Source organism: Pseudomonas citronellolis, assembly GCF_001586155.1.
Classification (GTDB): Bacteria; Pseudomonadota; Gammaproteobacteria; order Pseudomonadales; family Pseudomonadaceae; genus Pseudomonas; species Pseudomonas citronellolis.
In genome coordinates, this window is record NZ_CP014158.1 from 6,385,700 (window position 1) to 6,398,998 (window position 13,299).

At 69.7% G+C, this 13,299-nt stretch carries 11 protein-coding genes; 4 read left to right on the forward strand and 7 right to left on the reverse strand.

From position 1 onward, the window contains the following. Positions 1-6 precede the first annotated feature (6 nt). Positions 7-885: a LysR family transcriptional regulator gene (locus PcP3B5_RS27915; RefSeq protein ID WP_061562974.1), complete on the reverse strand. Its 879-nt coding sequence runs from the start codon at positions 883-885 to the stop codon at positions 7-9. Between the two features lie 112 nt (positions 886-997). Here PcP3B5_RS27915 and PcP3B5_RS27920 point away from each other — a divergent pair, with 112 nt between their 5' ends. From PcP3B5_RS27920 to PcP3B5_RS27935, 4 genes are all read left to right on the forward strand, one after another. After that, positions 998-1,330, forward strand: a complete 333-nt coding sequence (locus tag PcP3B5_RS27920) for a DMT family transporter (protein WP_058488179.1) — start codon at positions 998-1,000, stop codon at positions 1,328-1,330. Positions 1,331-1,386: 56 nt separating this feature from the next. Then, entirely contained in the window at positions 1,387-2,562 is a 1,176-nt protein-coding gene (locus tag PcP3B5_RS27925) for an NAD(P)/FAD-dependent oxidoreductase (RefSeq protein WP_061562975.1), read from the forward strand. Continuing rightward, on the forward strand, positions 2,559-3,362 hold the full coding sequence (locus PcP3B5_RS27930; protein ID WP_061562976.1) for an aldo/keto reductase: 804 nt from the start codon (positions 2,559-2,561) through the stop codon (positions 3,360-3,362). The genes PcP3B5_RS27925 and PcP3B5_RS27930 overlap by 4 nt, the downstream gene beginning before the upstream one ends. A 307-nt stretch (positions 3,363-3,669) precedes the next feature. Further along, positions 3,670-4,581 (forward strand): hypothetical protein, encoded by a 912-nt coding sequence (locus PcP3B5_RS27935; RefSeq protein ID WP_043268534.1) that lies wholly within the window; start codon positions 3,670-3,672, stop codon positions 4,579-4,581. A gap of 205 nt (positions 4,582-4,786) precedes the next feature. Here the strand turns inward: PcP3B5_RS27935 and PcP3B5_RS27940 are convergent, their stop codons facing one another. The 6 genes from PcP3B5_RS27940 to msbA all read right to left on the reverse strand — a co-directional run bounded on the left by PcP3B5_RS27940 (position 4,787) and on the right by msbA (position 13,238). Next, positions 4,787-5,995 carry an acyl-CoA dehydrogenase family protein gene (locus PcP3B5_RS27940; protein WP_061562977.1) on the reverse strand — a complete coding sequence of 403 codons (1,209 nt, stop codon included), beginning with the start codon at positions 5,993-5,995 and terminating at the stop codon, positions 4,787-4,789. A gap of 11 nt (positions 5,996-6,006) precedes the next feature. Next, on the reverse strand, positions 6,007-7,290 hold the full coding sequence (locus PcP3B5_RS27945) for an acyl-CoA dehydrogenase family protein (RefSeq protein ID WP_058070714.1): 1,284 nt from the start codon (positions 7,288-7,290) through the stop codon (positions 6,007-6,009). A 195-nt stretch (positions 7,291-7,485) separates the two neighbouring features. Then, positions 7,486-8,910 (reverse strand): bifunctional D-glycero-beta-D-manno-heptose-7-phosphate kinase/D-glycero-beta-D-manno-heptose 1-phosphate adenylyltransferase HldE, encoded by a 1,425-nt coding sequence (hldE, locus tag PcP3B5_RS27950; RefSeq protein WP_061562978.1) that lies wholly within the window; start codon positions 8,908-8,910, stop codon positions 7,486-7,488. A gap of 75 nt (positions 8,911-8,985) precedes the next feature. Then, the gene (locus PcP3B5_RS27955) at positions 8,986-10,401 is read right to left on the reverse strand and encodes a PIG-L deacetylase family protein (protein ID WP_061562979.1); all 1,416 of its coding nucleotides are present in this window, start codon (positions 10,399-10,401) and stop codon (positions 8,986-8,988) included. Between the two features lie 113 nt (positions 10,402-10,514). Continuing rightward, complete coding sequence (locus tag PcP3B5_RS27960; RefSeq protein WP_061563348.1) at positions 10,515-11,411, reverse strand: GNAT family N-acetyltransferase; 897 nt, start codon at positions 11,409-11,411, stop codon at positions 10,515-10,517. Positions 11,412-11,417: 6 nt separating this feature from the next. Continuing rightward, positions 11,418-13,238 carry a lipid A export permease/ATP-binding protein MsbA gene (gene msbA, locus PcP3B5_RS27965; RefSeq protein ID WP_058070717.1) on the reverse strand — a complete coding sequence of 607 codons (1,821 nt, stop codon included), beginning with the start codon at positions 13,236-13,238 and terminating at the stop codon, positions 11,418-11,420. Positions 13,239-13,299: the final 61 nt, after the last annotated feature.

Sequence of the window (13,299 nt, forward strand, 5' to 3'; positions counted from 1 at the left end):
TTGCGCCTATTCCTTCAGGTGTTCGGCGAAGCATTCGCCCAGCCACTGCGCCGCCGGGCCCAGGGGCTCGTCGCGGCGCCAGACCAGTTCCACCACCAGCGGCGGCGGCGTCCAGTCGCTGGCCAGTTCCACCAGCAGCGGCTGGTAGGCCGGGTACTGCGCCACGTGGCGCGGCAGCCAGGCCCAGCCGAGGTCGCGCATCAGCAGTTCGGCCATGGCGTAGAAGCTGTCGGCGCGCCACACCAGCGGGCTGATCTGCTCGCCGCCGGGGTAGTGGCTGTCCTGCGGCGCCATCAGCAATTGGCGGTGCCGCGCCAGTTCGCGGCGGTCGGCATAGTCCAGGCCAGCCAGGGCGTGGCCGGCGCCGCACACGGTGACCATCTCGATGGTGCCCAGGTGCTGGCGCTCCAGTTCGTCCGGCATGCCCTCGTGGTGGAACAGCAGGCCGAGGTCGGCGCGGCGCTCCAGCAGCTTGCGCGCCACGTCGCCCTGGGCGCCGCTGGCCAGTTGCACCTCCAGGGTGGGGAAGGCCCGGGCCAGCGCCTGCAGGCCGGAAAGCACGGGCTGGTAGGGCATGGCCTCGTCCTGGGCCAGGCGCAGGCGCGCTTCCTCGCCGCGCACCAGGGCCATCGCCCGGCTTTCCAGGCGCTGGCACTGGCGCAGCACCTCGCGGGCCTCGTCAAGCAGCGCCCTGCCCTCCTGGGTCAGCACCGGCTGGCGGCCGCTGCTGCGGTCGAACAGGCTCACGCCCAGGTCGCTCTCCAGCAGCGCGATGGACGAGCTGACCGCCGACTGCACACGCTGGAGCTGGCGCGCCGCCGCCGAGAAGGAAGATTGATCGGCGACGCTGACGAAGAGTCGCAACTGGTCCAGATTCCACTGCATAGCCTATCTCCTTTGCAGATAGGTAATGACTTTATCCCATCGCCGGGAACACTAGAATGTCGCTATTCGCAACATCGGCCGCCCGCCCGGCCGCTCCTGGGGAGGACTGAACATGCCCGGCTATCTCTATCTCGCCATCGCCATCGTCGCCGAAGTCATCGCCACCGCTTCGCTGAAGTCGGTGAAAGGCCTGTCCACGCCGCTGCCCCTGCTGCTGGTGATCGTCGGCTACGCCATCTCCTTCTGGATGCTCACCCTGGTGGTGCGCAGCATCCCGGTGGGCATCGCCTACGCCATCTGGGCCGGCCTGGGCATCGTGCTGGTCAGCGTCGCCGCGCTGGTGCTCTACCAGCAGAAACTCGATGCCCCGGCGCTGCTGGGCATGGGCCTGATCGTCAGCGGCGTGGTGGTGATCCAGCTGTTCTCCGGCAGCGTCAGCCACTGAGCCACAGCCCCCTCGGTTATACTGCGCGCTTCGTTTCACGCGAGGCGCGCCCTTCCATGACCCAACCCCTGAGCACCGACATCCTGGTCGTCGGCGGCGGCATCGCCGGCCTCTGGCTGAATGCCCGCCTGCGCCGTGCCGGCTATTCCACCGTGCTGGTGGAGAACAGCGCGCTCGGCGGCGTGCAGAGCATGCGCTCGCAGGGGATCATCCACGGCGGCACCAAGTACGCCCTACATGGCGCGCTGACCGGCGCCTCGGAGGCCATCGCCGACATGCCCTCGCTGTGGCGCCAGTGCCTGGCCGGCGACGGCGAGCTGGACCTGTGCGGCGTGCGCGTGCTTTCCGACGCCCACTACCTGTGGTCGCCGGGCGGCCTGGCCGGCAACCTCACCAGCTTCTTCGCCAGCAAGGCGGTGCGCAGCCGCGTCGCCCAGGTGAAGGGCGACGAACTGCCACCCGCGCTGCAGGACAAGGCCTTCAAGGGCAAGGCCTACCGCCTCTCCGAACTGGTGCTGGACGTGCCCAGCCTGGTCGCCCACCTGGCGGTGCTGGGCGGCGACGGCCTGCTGGCCGGGGAACGCATCGAGCCGCTGCGCGAAGGCGACGAGCTGGTCGGCCTGCGCGTCGACGGCCGCGACATCCGCGCCCAGCGCGTGGTGCTGGCCGCCGGCGCCGGCAACGAGGCGCTGCTGCGCGAACTCGGCCTGGAGCAACCGGCCATGCAGCGCCGCCCGCTGCACATGGTGCTGCTCAAGGCGCCGACGCTGAAGCCGCTTTACGCCCACTGCGTCGGCGGCGGGCCCAAGCCGCGGGTCACTGTGACCACCCACCCGGCGGCCGACGGCCAGTGGGTGTGGTACCTGGGCGGCGACATCGCCGAGGCCGAAGGCGTGGCCCGCAGCGAAGCCGAACAGATCGCCGAGGCCCAGCGCGAGCTGCGCAAGCTGCTGCCCTGGGTCGACCTCTCCGCCGCGCGCTGGGCCACCCTGCGGGTGGACCGCGCCGAGCCGGCGCAATCCGGCCTGCTGCGCCCGGACAGCGCCTTCCTCGCCGACCAGGGCCGCCTGCTGGTGGGCTGGCCGACCAAGCTGGCGCTGGCGCCGAACTTCGCCGACCGCGTCTTCGAGGCCCTGGACCGCGACGGCATCCGCCCCGCCGCCGGGCAGCCGCTGCCGGAGCTGCCGAGCCCACCCCTGGCCCGCCCGGTATGGGAGGAACTGCTGCCATGAGCGGCCTGCACGCACTGCATCGCCCGCTGGGCCGCACCGGCCTGAACGTCTCGCCGCTGGGCCTGGGCACCGTCAAGCTGGGCCGCGACCAGGGCGTGAAGTACCCCAGCGGCTTCCGCATCCCCGACGACCGCGAGGCCGCCGACCTGCTGGCACTGGCCCGCGAGCTGGGCATCAACCTGATCGACACCGCGCCGGCCTATGGCCGCAGCGAGGAGCGCCTCGGCCCGCTGCTGCGCGGCCAGCGCCAGGACTGGGTGATCGTCAGCAAGACCGGCGAGGAATTCGAAAACGGCCAGTCGCGCTTCGACTTCAGCGCCGCCCACACCCGCCTGTCGGTGGAGCGCAGCCTGCGCCGCCTGGAGACCGACTACATCGACCTGGTGCTGGTGCACTCCGACGGCAACGACCTGCACGTCCTGCAGCACACCGAGGTCTACGAGACCCTCGAACGGCTCAAGCAGGAAGGCCTGATCCGCGGCTTCGGCTTCTCCGGCAAGACCGTCGACGGCGGCCTGCTGGCGCTGCAGCGCGGCGATTGCGCCATGGTCACCTACAACCTCAACGAACAGGCCGAGAAGGCGGTGATCGACCACGCCCTGGCGCACCACCGCGGCATCCTGGTGAAGAAGGCCCTGGCCAGCGGCCACGCCTGCCTGGGCGAGGGCCAGGACCCCGTGCGCGCCAGCTTCGAGCTGGTGTTCGGCCACCCCGGGGTGGGCGCGGCCATCGTCGGCACCATCGACCCACAGCACCTGCGGCACAACGTCGCGCTGGCGGCCGAAGTCCTCGGCGGCTGAGCGCTGGCGGCCGAATCCGGCGGCGCCACGACCGTTGATCGGCAGTCACCCAAGGTTGACACAAAGGGCGCATTCCTGTGCCATGCTCAGACTCCGCGGTGGAAAACCACGGCACGCAAAATTGCCGCCAAAAGCTCGCTGACAGGAAAAACATCCGAAAACCAGGCGCCTTTCAGGGCTAACCTCGAAATAATCGAGGGTTTTCGAAGTTCGCCGTCAACGCCCTAGCCACTGGCAACCCGGAACGATCGGCCAGGCCGCCCACCCTGAAGGCGGCCCGATGCGCCCTGTACGACGAGGACCGCCCATGCCCCGTACGCTCGCCCGCAAGGACCCGACCGCCTTCAAGACCCTGCCGTTGCTGGTCGAGGCCAACCCCGACAGCCTGGTCTACCAGGGCCTCGGCCTGCCGCTGAATTTCTCCCAGGTCCTGGAGCGCCGCCGCCCGGTCGAGGTGGCCGATACCCAGCGCTTCACCGCCGAGCTGGCCAACCTGGGCGTGTCGGTGCGCCTGACGCTCAACTGGCAGGGCCGCGACTACTGGGTGCTGGTGCGCCAGCAACGCGCCGACCGCGGCGACACCGTGCTCAAGCTGATTTCCGGCTACGTGCCGTCCCACGAACTGAACCTGCCGCTGCTCACCGCCATCCAGGAAGTGGCCGAGGAATGCCTGGTGGAAACCGCCGACGGCTGGCTGGGCGGGCGCTTCGGCGACACCTGGCTGCCGACGCCCTACCAGGGCACCCTGCGCTACCGCGAGGCCAGCCATTTCTCGCTGACGCCGCTGTCCGGCGCCGCGCGCCCGGTGCAGGCCGGCGCCCTGCGTCTACTCGAGCGCCCGCAGGCCTACGTGCACCTGCCCACCGCCTCGCTGCAGCTGGTCTACGACCTGCGCATGGAACTGCCCAAGGACGTGCGCGACGTCAGCCTGTTCCACGTCGACGAGCGCCTGGAAAGCGGCCCCCTGGTGGCCCGCCTGGACCGCCGCCGCCCGGACCTGTACCTGCTGCCGCTGGAACACGGCCAGCCCACCGACGCGCTCTTCACCCTGCGCAAGGGCGAACTGGTGAAGGCCGCGACCCGCGGCATCTGGCTCTCGGAAAGCTTCGCCGAACAGGACGGCTGGCTGGTGCGCGACGAACGCATCCGCTTCCGCGACTGGCTCGACAGCCTGCCGCCGGCCAACGGCAATTCCGGCAAGGGCCGGCGCACGGCCTGAGCCCCGCTCCTACGCCCCCGGCAAACACAACCCCCGTAGGATGGGTTGAGCGAAGCGATACCCATCGCCACGACCGCATGGGTTTCGCAAGCTCAACCCATCCTACGAAGAGCACTTCGCGTGCATACGCCCCCGACCTGTAGGAGCAGGCCCTGCCTGCGAATCGCGCGCAGGGCGCGCTCCTACAGGTGAACGGCAGCTCCGGTCACTTCAATTGGCTGGAGGTCTTGCCCAACAGGCGGCGCGCCACGATCAGCAGCTGGATCTGCTGGGTGCCTTCGAAGATGTCGAGGATCTTCGAGTCCCGCGCCCATTTCTCCAGCAGTTCGTCCTCGCCGTAGCCCAGGGCGCCGGCCAGTTCCACGCACTTCAGGGTGACTTCGTTGGCCACGCGCCCGGCCTTGGCCTTGGCGATGGAGGCCTCCTTGGAGTTGGGCTGGCGGTTGTCGGCCATCCACGCGGCCTTCAGCGTCAGCAGGCGCGCCGCTTCCCATTCGGCCTCCAGGCGGTACAGGGTCGCCTCGGCATGGCTGACGGAGAGCAGCGGCTTGGCGTAGTCGAAACGGCAGCCGGCCTTCTTCAGCAATTCGCGGGCGCGGTCCAGCGAGGCCTTGGCCACGCCCACGGCCATGGCGGCCACCAACGGGCGGGTGTTGTCGAAGGTCTCCATCACGCCGGCGAAGCCCTTCTGCACGTCGATCTCGGCATTGCCCAGCAGATTGGCCGACGGCACCCGGCAGTCGCTGAAGCTGATGGAGGCGGTGTCCGAGGCCTTGATCCCGAGCTTCTTCTCCAGACGGGTGACGGTCATACCCGGGGTGCCCTTCTCCACTACGAAGGACTTGATCGCCGCGCGGCCCAGGCCGCGGTCCAGGGTGGCCCAGACCACCACGGCGTCGGCGCGGGCGCCGGAGGTGACGAAGATCTTCTCGCCGTTGAGCACGTAGTGGTCGCCGTCCTTGCTCGCCGTGGCGCGGATCGCCGCCGAGTCCGAGCCACAGCCCGGTTCGGTGATGGCCATGGCCGCCCAGGTGCCGCCGAAGCGTTTCAGTTGTTCGTCGTTGGCCACCGCGGCGATGGCGGCGTTGCCCAGGCCCTGGCGCGGCATGGCCAGCAGCAGGCCGACGTCGCCCCAGCACATTTCCATCACGCCCAGGCAGGCGGAGAGGTTGCCGCCGTTCTTCACGCCCTCCTCCGCCGCCGCGCCCTTGCGCTTGCTGGCCGAGGTGGCGCCCACGGCGTCCGGCGAGCCGGCATTCATGCCGTCCAGCAGCGCGGCCAGCAGGTCCAGCTCCTTGGGGTAGGCGTGCTCGGCCTTGTCGTACTTGCGCGAGATCGGCCGCAGGTAGTTTTCCGCCACCTGGTGCGCCTGGTTGACCAGGCCGCGGAATTTCTTCGGGGTTTCCAGGTACATGCAGGCGCTCCTCAGAGGTGCAGGCCGCCGGCCATCACGGCCACGGCGCGCAGGTCGCGGTACCAGCGCTCGGCTGGGTGTTCCTTGGTGAAGCCGTGGCCGCCGAGCAGTTGCACGGCGTCGGTGCCGATCTTCATGGCCTTCTCGGCACACAGCAGGCGCGCCAGGTAGGCCTCGCGGTGGAACGGCTGGCCGCGCTCGGCCAGGGCGCAGGCGCGCCAGGTCATCAGGCGCATGGCGTCCAGTTCGATGGCGATGTCGGCGACCATGAAGGCCACGCCCTGGCGGTGGCTGATGGGTTCGCCGAAGGCCTCGCGCTCGTTGCAGTAGCCGGTCACGTAGTCCAGCGCCGCCTGCGCGGTGCCCAGGGCCAGGGCGCACCAGGCCAGGCCGCTGAGGTCGAGGAAGGCCTGGTAGTCGAATTTCTCCGCGGCCAGGCGCCGTTCGGCGGCCACCTTCACGCTCTTCAGGCGGATGCGCGCGGTGCCGGCGGCCTTCAGGCCCATGGCCGGTTCGGGGCGGCGTTCCACGCCCCTGGCGGCGGCATCGACCAGGAACAGCGCCGGGCCGTCGGCAGCCTGCGCGGCAACCAGCAACTGGCTGGCGTCCAGGCCGCGCACCACCAGGCACTTCTCGCCGGACAGCAGGTAATGGCGGCCGCGCTTGCGCGCCTGGGTCTTCGGTTGAGCGGCGTCGGCCAGCAGCTGCGGCTCGCCCACGGCGATGCCGATCAGCGGCGGGCCATCCTCGCCGACGAACGCCGGTAGCCACTGCGCCTGCTGCTGTGGGCTGGCCCAGCGACGGATACAGTTGGCCGCCGACAGCGGCACCAGCAGCGCCGCGGCCAGGCTCAGGTCGCCGCGGGCCAGGGCTTCGGCAATCAGCGCGTTGGTCAGCACGGTGCGCTCGCCGGCCATGCCGCCGTGCACTTCGTTCACCCCGTAGTAGGCCAGGCCCAGTTCCTGGGCCTGGTTGAGCAGTTCGGCGGGCACCCCGGCGTTGGCGTCGGCATCGTGGGCGGCCGGGCGCAGCACCTCGGCGGCGAAGCCTTCGAGCATCTCCACCAGCATCTGCTGTTCGTCGGACAACGACAGGTCGAAGAGCCCGTCCGGGTCGACCTTGCGCGGCGTCTTGAGCTGCTTGGCGGCGCGCTGGCTGGCCATGCGGAAGCCGGTGCGGCTGCCGGTGTAGAGCAGTTTCTCGAAGGGTTTGCGCAATTTCAGGCGGTCCGGCCAGTCGGCCTGGGCCACCCGGTTGAGCACGGCCAGGGCGCGGCCCTGCACGTCGGTGGTCATGGCATCTCGCTCCACGCGGGGATGGGATGCCGGGATCATGCGCCGGGAAGCGGCGGGGGGACCATGACCGCTTTGCCGGGACGCGCTGGCGCGGCGGTCAGTGGGTGGGAAGCTGGAAGCTAGAAGCTAGAAGCTAGAAGCTGGAAGTGTGCGGCTCTCGCTTTCAGCTTCCAGCTTCCAGCTTCCAGCTTCCAGCTAATTCTTACGACGTATCTTTTCGACGATGGCGGTGGTGGAGCTGTTCGGCACCAGGCCGAGCACGCGCACTTCGCCGCCGTAGCCGGCGACTATGTCGGCGCCGACCACCTGGTCGACGGAGTAGTCGCCGCCCTTGACCAGCACGTCCGGGCGCACCTGGGCGAGCAGGCGTTCGGGGGTGTCTTCGCTGAAGCTCACCACCCAGTCCACCGCGCCGAGGCCGGCGAGCACCGCCATGCGCCGGTCGACGCTGTTGATCGGCCGGCCCGGGCCTTTCAGGCGGCACACCGAGGCGTCGTCGTTGACCGCCACGATCAGCCGGTCGCCCTGGGCGCGGGCCTGTTCCAGGTAGCTGACGTGGCCGGCGTGGAGGATGTCGAAGCAGCCGTTGGTGAAGACGATCTTCTCGCCGTGGGCGCGGGCGTCCTCGATGGCCAGCAGCAGTTGCTCCAGGCCCAGCACGCCGCGCTCGGAACCCTGCTCGCGCTGCACCGCGCGGCGCAGTTCGGGGGCGCTGATGGCCGCGGTGCCGAGCTTGCCGACCACGATGCCGGCGGCCAGGTTGGCCAGGGCCACGGCCTGCGGCAGGTCCTCGCCGGCGGCCAGGGCGCCGGCCAGGGTGGAGATCACGGTGTCGCCGGCGCCGGTGACGTCGAACACCTCGCGGGCGCGGGCCGGCAGGTGCAGCGCCGGGTGGCCGGGGCGCAGCAGGGTCATGCCGTGCTCGCCGCGGGTCACCAGCAGGGCGCCCAGGTCCAGGTCGCCGAGCAGCTTCAGGCCCTTGGCCACCAGTTCGTTCTCATCCTGGCAGCGGCCGACGATGGCTTCGAATTCGGAGAGGTTCGGGGTGATCAGGCTGGCGCCGCAGTAGATGGAGAAGTCCTTGCCCTTGGGGTCGGCCAGCACCGGGATGTTGCGCTTGCGCGCGGCCTGGATCAGCGCCTGGTGGTTCTTCAGCGCGCCCTTGCCGTAGTCCGACAGCACCAGCACGCGGACCTGGTCCAGCAGCGCCTCGGTCTCGCGGGCCAGGGCCTCGGCGTCGGTCCTGAAGGGCTCCTCGAAGTCCACCCGCAGCAATTGTTGATGGCGGCTCATGACGCGCAGCTTGACAATGGTCGGCTGCCCGGCGATGCGCTGGAAGCGGGTGGTCACGCCCACCGCGCCGAGGCTGTCGGCCAGGCTGGCGGCGGCCTCGTCCTCGCCGGTGACGCCGACCAGGAAGGCCGGGGCGCCCAGGGCGGCCAGGTTCAGCGCGACGTTGGCCGCGCCGCCGGGGCGGTCCTCATGCTGCTCGACCCGCACCACCGGCACCGGAGCCTCGGGCGAGATGCGCGAGGTCGCGCCGTGCCAGTAGCGGTCGAGCATCACGTCGCCGACCACCAGCACAGGGGCCTGATCGAAACGGGGCATGGTCAGTTTCATGGGAACTCCGCAGGTCGAAATCGCCGCGGATAATACCATAGCCGCTCGCCCGGCCTCGCGCCGGGCGCCGGTCGTTCAGCGCAGCGGGCGCACCCAGAACAGCTCGTGGCGGCGCACCGCCTTGCGGAAGAATTCGTCCTCGCCGAAGGCCGGCCAGCGGCGCCCGGCCAGGGCCCGCTGGATCAGCCGGCGCAGGCGCTTCTTGGCCGGCAGCGGGACTGTAAGGTCGTGCTGCATGGCCAGGGCCTGGGCCTTGTCGAGGCGTGTGGCGGCATCCAGCGTCGGGCTCCACAGGGCGTCGGCCGGCAGCGGCTCGATGCACGGCGGCAGGGCCACGCCGCCTTCGGCCGGGCCCATGGGCCAGCGGTCGTTATCGTGCAGGTGGTTGGCGTAGAACAGCAGGGTCTGCGGCTTCCAGGCGCTGCGTTCGATCGCCTCGCACAGCGCGCGCGTGGCGTGCACGTGGTCGGCATGGGGGTCCAGCTGCGGGTGCGGGGTGACCAGCACCTCGGGGCGGAAGTGCTCCAGCAGCGCCGCCAGGTCGGCCACCAGGTTGTTCCAGCTGGGCACGCCGTCGGCGTCGGCCGGCAGCTGCAGCGGGTTGTGCCGGCGCAGGTCGCGGATGTCGCTCTCGCCGGACTCCCGCGAGCCGAAGCCCTTGTCCGGTTCGCCGCACATCGCCGGCAGTTGCAGGCAGTAGTAGCCCAGTTGCACGCAGCGGCTGGCCGGCACCCCGCCCCACAGCGGCACGGCCAGGCTGTCCCAGGTGCGCAGGCGGCCCTTCAGGCGCGCGGCGGCGGCCTTGTCCAGGCCCAGGCGCTGGTAGTACTCGGCCTCGATCTCGCCCTGGGTGAGGGTGACGATGCTGGCCTCGGCGGCGCGGCTGTACAGGCCGAAGGCGGCCAGTTCGGCGTCGTCGGCGTGGGGCGCGATGACCATCAGCCGGCGCTCGGCGTAGTCCGGGTTGTGGAAGGCGTGCAGGGTGCCCTGGCTGTCGAGGCGGCAGTGGCGGCCGCGGATGCGCAGGTGCCCGCCGCGCAGGGCCGCGCACTGGCCGGACAGGTTGAGGTAGCGCACGCCGTTCACGCCGCGCTCGAAGTCCTGGCGATCGATGCCCTCGGCGCCTTCGATCAGCACCTGCGGGTCGAGCCAGCGCCCCAGCCAGTTGGCCTTGACGCGGATCTGCAGCAGCAGTGTCTCGTAGCCCTCGGGCAGCGCATCGGTGGCGACGTGCAGGCCATGCGGGCCGAGGGAGGCCGGCAGGCTCAGCTGGCCTTCCGGGAAGTCGTAGCGGTAGTCGTCGCGCGGCGAGTAGAACAGGTGGTCGGCGAACCAGGCCTCGTGGGCCAGCCAGCCCAGCAGCACGGCCAGCGGCACGCTCCACCAGGGGGCGAACACGCCGAGGGCGACCAGCGCCAGCAGCGCGACCAGCAGCACCAGGCGCTTCTTGCGGCGGTGTTCCTTGAGCAGTTGCTGCTTGCGGGCGCTCATGGGCGTTCTCCGGGGAAGGGACCTATTGCCTTGTGGATGTAGGAGCGAGCTTGCTCGCGAATGAGTCCGCTGCGGAATCTGTTCGCGAGCAAGCTCGCTCCTACGAAGAGCATTTACACCTGGAACACCGGCACCCGGTGGCACCAGCGGTCCTTGTATTCGCGGTCGGCGCGGCCGAAGGAATAGCGTAGCGGCTTGCCCAGCGCCTCGGCCTCGGCCCAGGCCTGCTGGGTGTTGACGTGGGTGAGCACGCTGCCGGGGCTGAACTCGCGGTTCTCCGGGGCCACGCCGCCGTTGATGTATTCGACGCTGATCCACTTCGGCGACTCGACGCGGTAGAGGATCTGGATCGCCACCGGCTCGCCGTCCAGGCGCACCAGCGAGCCGCGCATGAATTCGCGCATCAGCTCCAGCACCTCGGCCAGGCGCGCCTTGCCCGGCACCTCGAAGCCCCAGCGGCGCTGGAACAGCTCGGCGTAGATGCGCGCCTGCTCGGCCGGGCTCAGTTCGTCCATCGGCTGCAGCACTCCGCCCGCCTCTTCCAGCAGGCGCAGTTCGCGGCGCTGGTTGTAGCGGAATTTCTTCGAGAAGTCCGCCGGCGCGCGGTTCAGCGCCAGCTCCTCGTCTTGCCGGCGCGCGTCGGTCACCTGCTGGTGATTGAGCTCGGACAGGTAGCGCACCCGGTGGCGCAGGGCGATGCGCGCGTCCTCGGCGATGGGCAGGATGACCTCGGCGTTGCCCAGGTCGAACAGCGCCTTCTTGCCTTCGCGCTTGAGCACGTCCTTGGACAGCGCCAGGTGCCGGCCCCAGGTGGGGATGGCGGCGCGCAGTTGGCCGTCGGCGACCCAGCCCAGGTAGCGCACCGGGATGCCGGCCAGGCCGGCCAGGCGCTCCACCACCTGCGGGTGGGTGGCCACGCTGCCGCCGAAGCGTTGCCAGGCCTCGGCGTAGGCCGCGGCGTCGATGGGTGTCCAGCCGCGCTCGCGGAAGCAGCGCAGGCGATCTAGCAAGGCCATTCAGACCGACTCGCCGACGCCGTCCTCGGCCGGCTCGTCGGCGAACTGCCTGGCGTGCAGGCGCGCGTAGTAGCCGTTGAGGGCGATCAGCTCGTCGTGGGTGCCGCGCTCGACGATATGGCCCTGGTCCATCACCAGGATCAGGTCGGCGCGCTCGATGGTGCTCAGGCGGTGGGCGATCACCAGGGTGGTGCGGCCCTCCATGACCTTCTCCAGGGCGGCCTGGATGTGCCGCTCGGACTCGGTGTCCAGCGCCGAGGTGGCCTCGTCGAGGATCAGCACCGGGGCATCCTTGAGCAGCGCGCGGGCGATGGCCAGGCGCTGGCGCTGGCCGCCGGAGAGCATCACGCCGTTCTCGCCGACCTCGGTGTCGAAGCCTTCGGCCAGGCGGTCGATGAACTCGCGGGCGAAGGCATCCTCGGCGGCTTTCTCCACCGCGCTGCGCGGCTTGCTGGCGAGGTCGCCGTAGGCGATGTTGTTGAGCACGCTGTCGTTGAACAGGTTGACCTGCTGGGTGACCAGCGAGATGTGCTTGCGCAGGTTGCGCAGGCGGTAGTCCTCCACGTCCACGCCATCGAGGAGGATCTTGCCCTGGCTGTGGTCGTAGAAGCGCGGGATGAGGTTGGCCAGGGTCGACTTGCCGCTGCCGGAGCGGCCGACCAGGGCGACCATCTGCCCCGGCTCGACGCTGAAGTTGAGGTCGTTGAGCACGCGTTTGTCGCTGCCCGGGTAGGTGAAGCTGAGGTTCTTCACTTCCAGGCGGCCCAGCACGCGCTCCTTCTCCACACTGCCGCGGTCCACCTCGGGCTGCTCGTCGAGCTGCTCGAAGATGCTCTCGGCGCCGGCCACGCCCTTCTGGATGGTGGAGCTGACCTCGGAGAGCTGGCGGATCGGCTTGGGCAGCAGGCCGGCCATGGAGATGTAGGCCACCAGGTCGCCGACGGTGGCATCGCCGCGCAGCAGCAGCACCAGGTACAGCAGCACCGCCATGGCACTGTAGATCACCAGTTGCAGCATCGGCGTGTAGATCGCCGAGGTCTTGTTCATGCGCAGGTTCTTGCTGGTGTTCTCGCGGCTCACCTGCAGGAAGCGCTCGCGCTCGTAGGCCTCGCCGCCGAAGCTGCGCACCACGCGGTAGCCCTGGATGGTCTCGGAGGAAACGTGGGTCACGTCGCCCATGGCCACCTGGATCTTCTTGCTCTGCTTGCGGAACTTGCGGCTGGCGCTGGTCACCATCAGGGCGATGACCGGCAGGATGGCGACCATCACCAGGGTCAGCTTCCAGTTCATGTACAGCAGCGAGAGGAACAGGAAGACCACGGTCATGCCTTCGCGGATCACCACCTTGATGGCGTCGGTGGCGGCGCCGGTGACCATGGTCACGTTGAAGGTGATGCGCGAGATCAGGTGCCCGGAGTTGTGGCTGTCGAAGTAGCGGTTGGGCAACGTCAGCAGGTTGTTGAACAGCGCCACCCGCAGGTCGTGCACCAGGCCCAGGGAGACGCGGGCGATGTAGTAGTTGCCGAGGAAGGAGCCGATGCCCTGCCACACCGCGATCATCACCACCAGCAGCGGCACCGCGTAGAGCAGCGAGAGGTCGCGCAGCCAAGGCCAGGGCGCGTTGGGGAACAGCTTGGCGTCCGGGTGCGTCAGGCCGTCGACGAAATACTTGAGGATGCCGGCCAGCATCGGCTGGGTGGCGGCGAAGATCAGGAAGCCGACGATGCTCAGGGCGAACATGCCCCAATAGGGCCGCACGTAGGTGAGCAGGCGGAAGTAGATCTTCAGGCTCGAGGGCTCTGCGGTGTCTTTGCCGGTCATGAAAGAATCGCACGCTGAAAAGGCCGGCGATTATAACACAGGCCTCTCGTTTGCCCGGCGC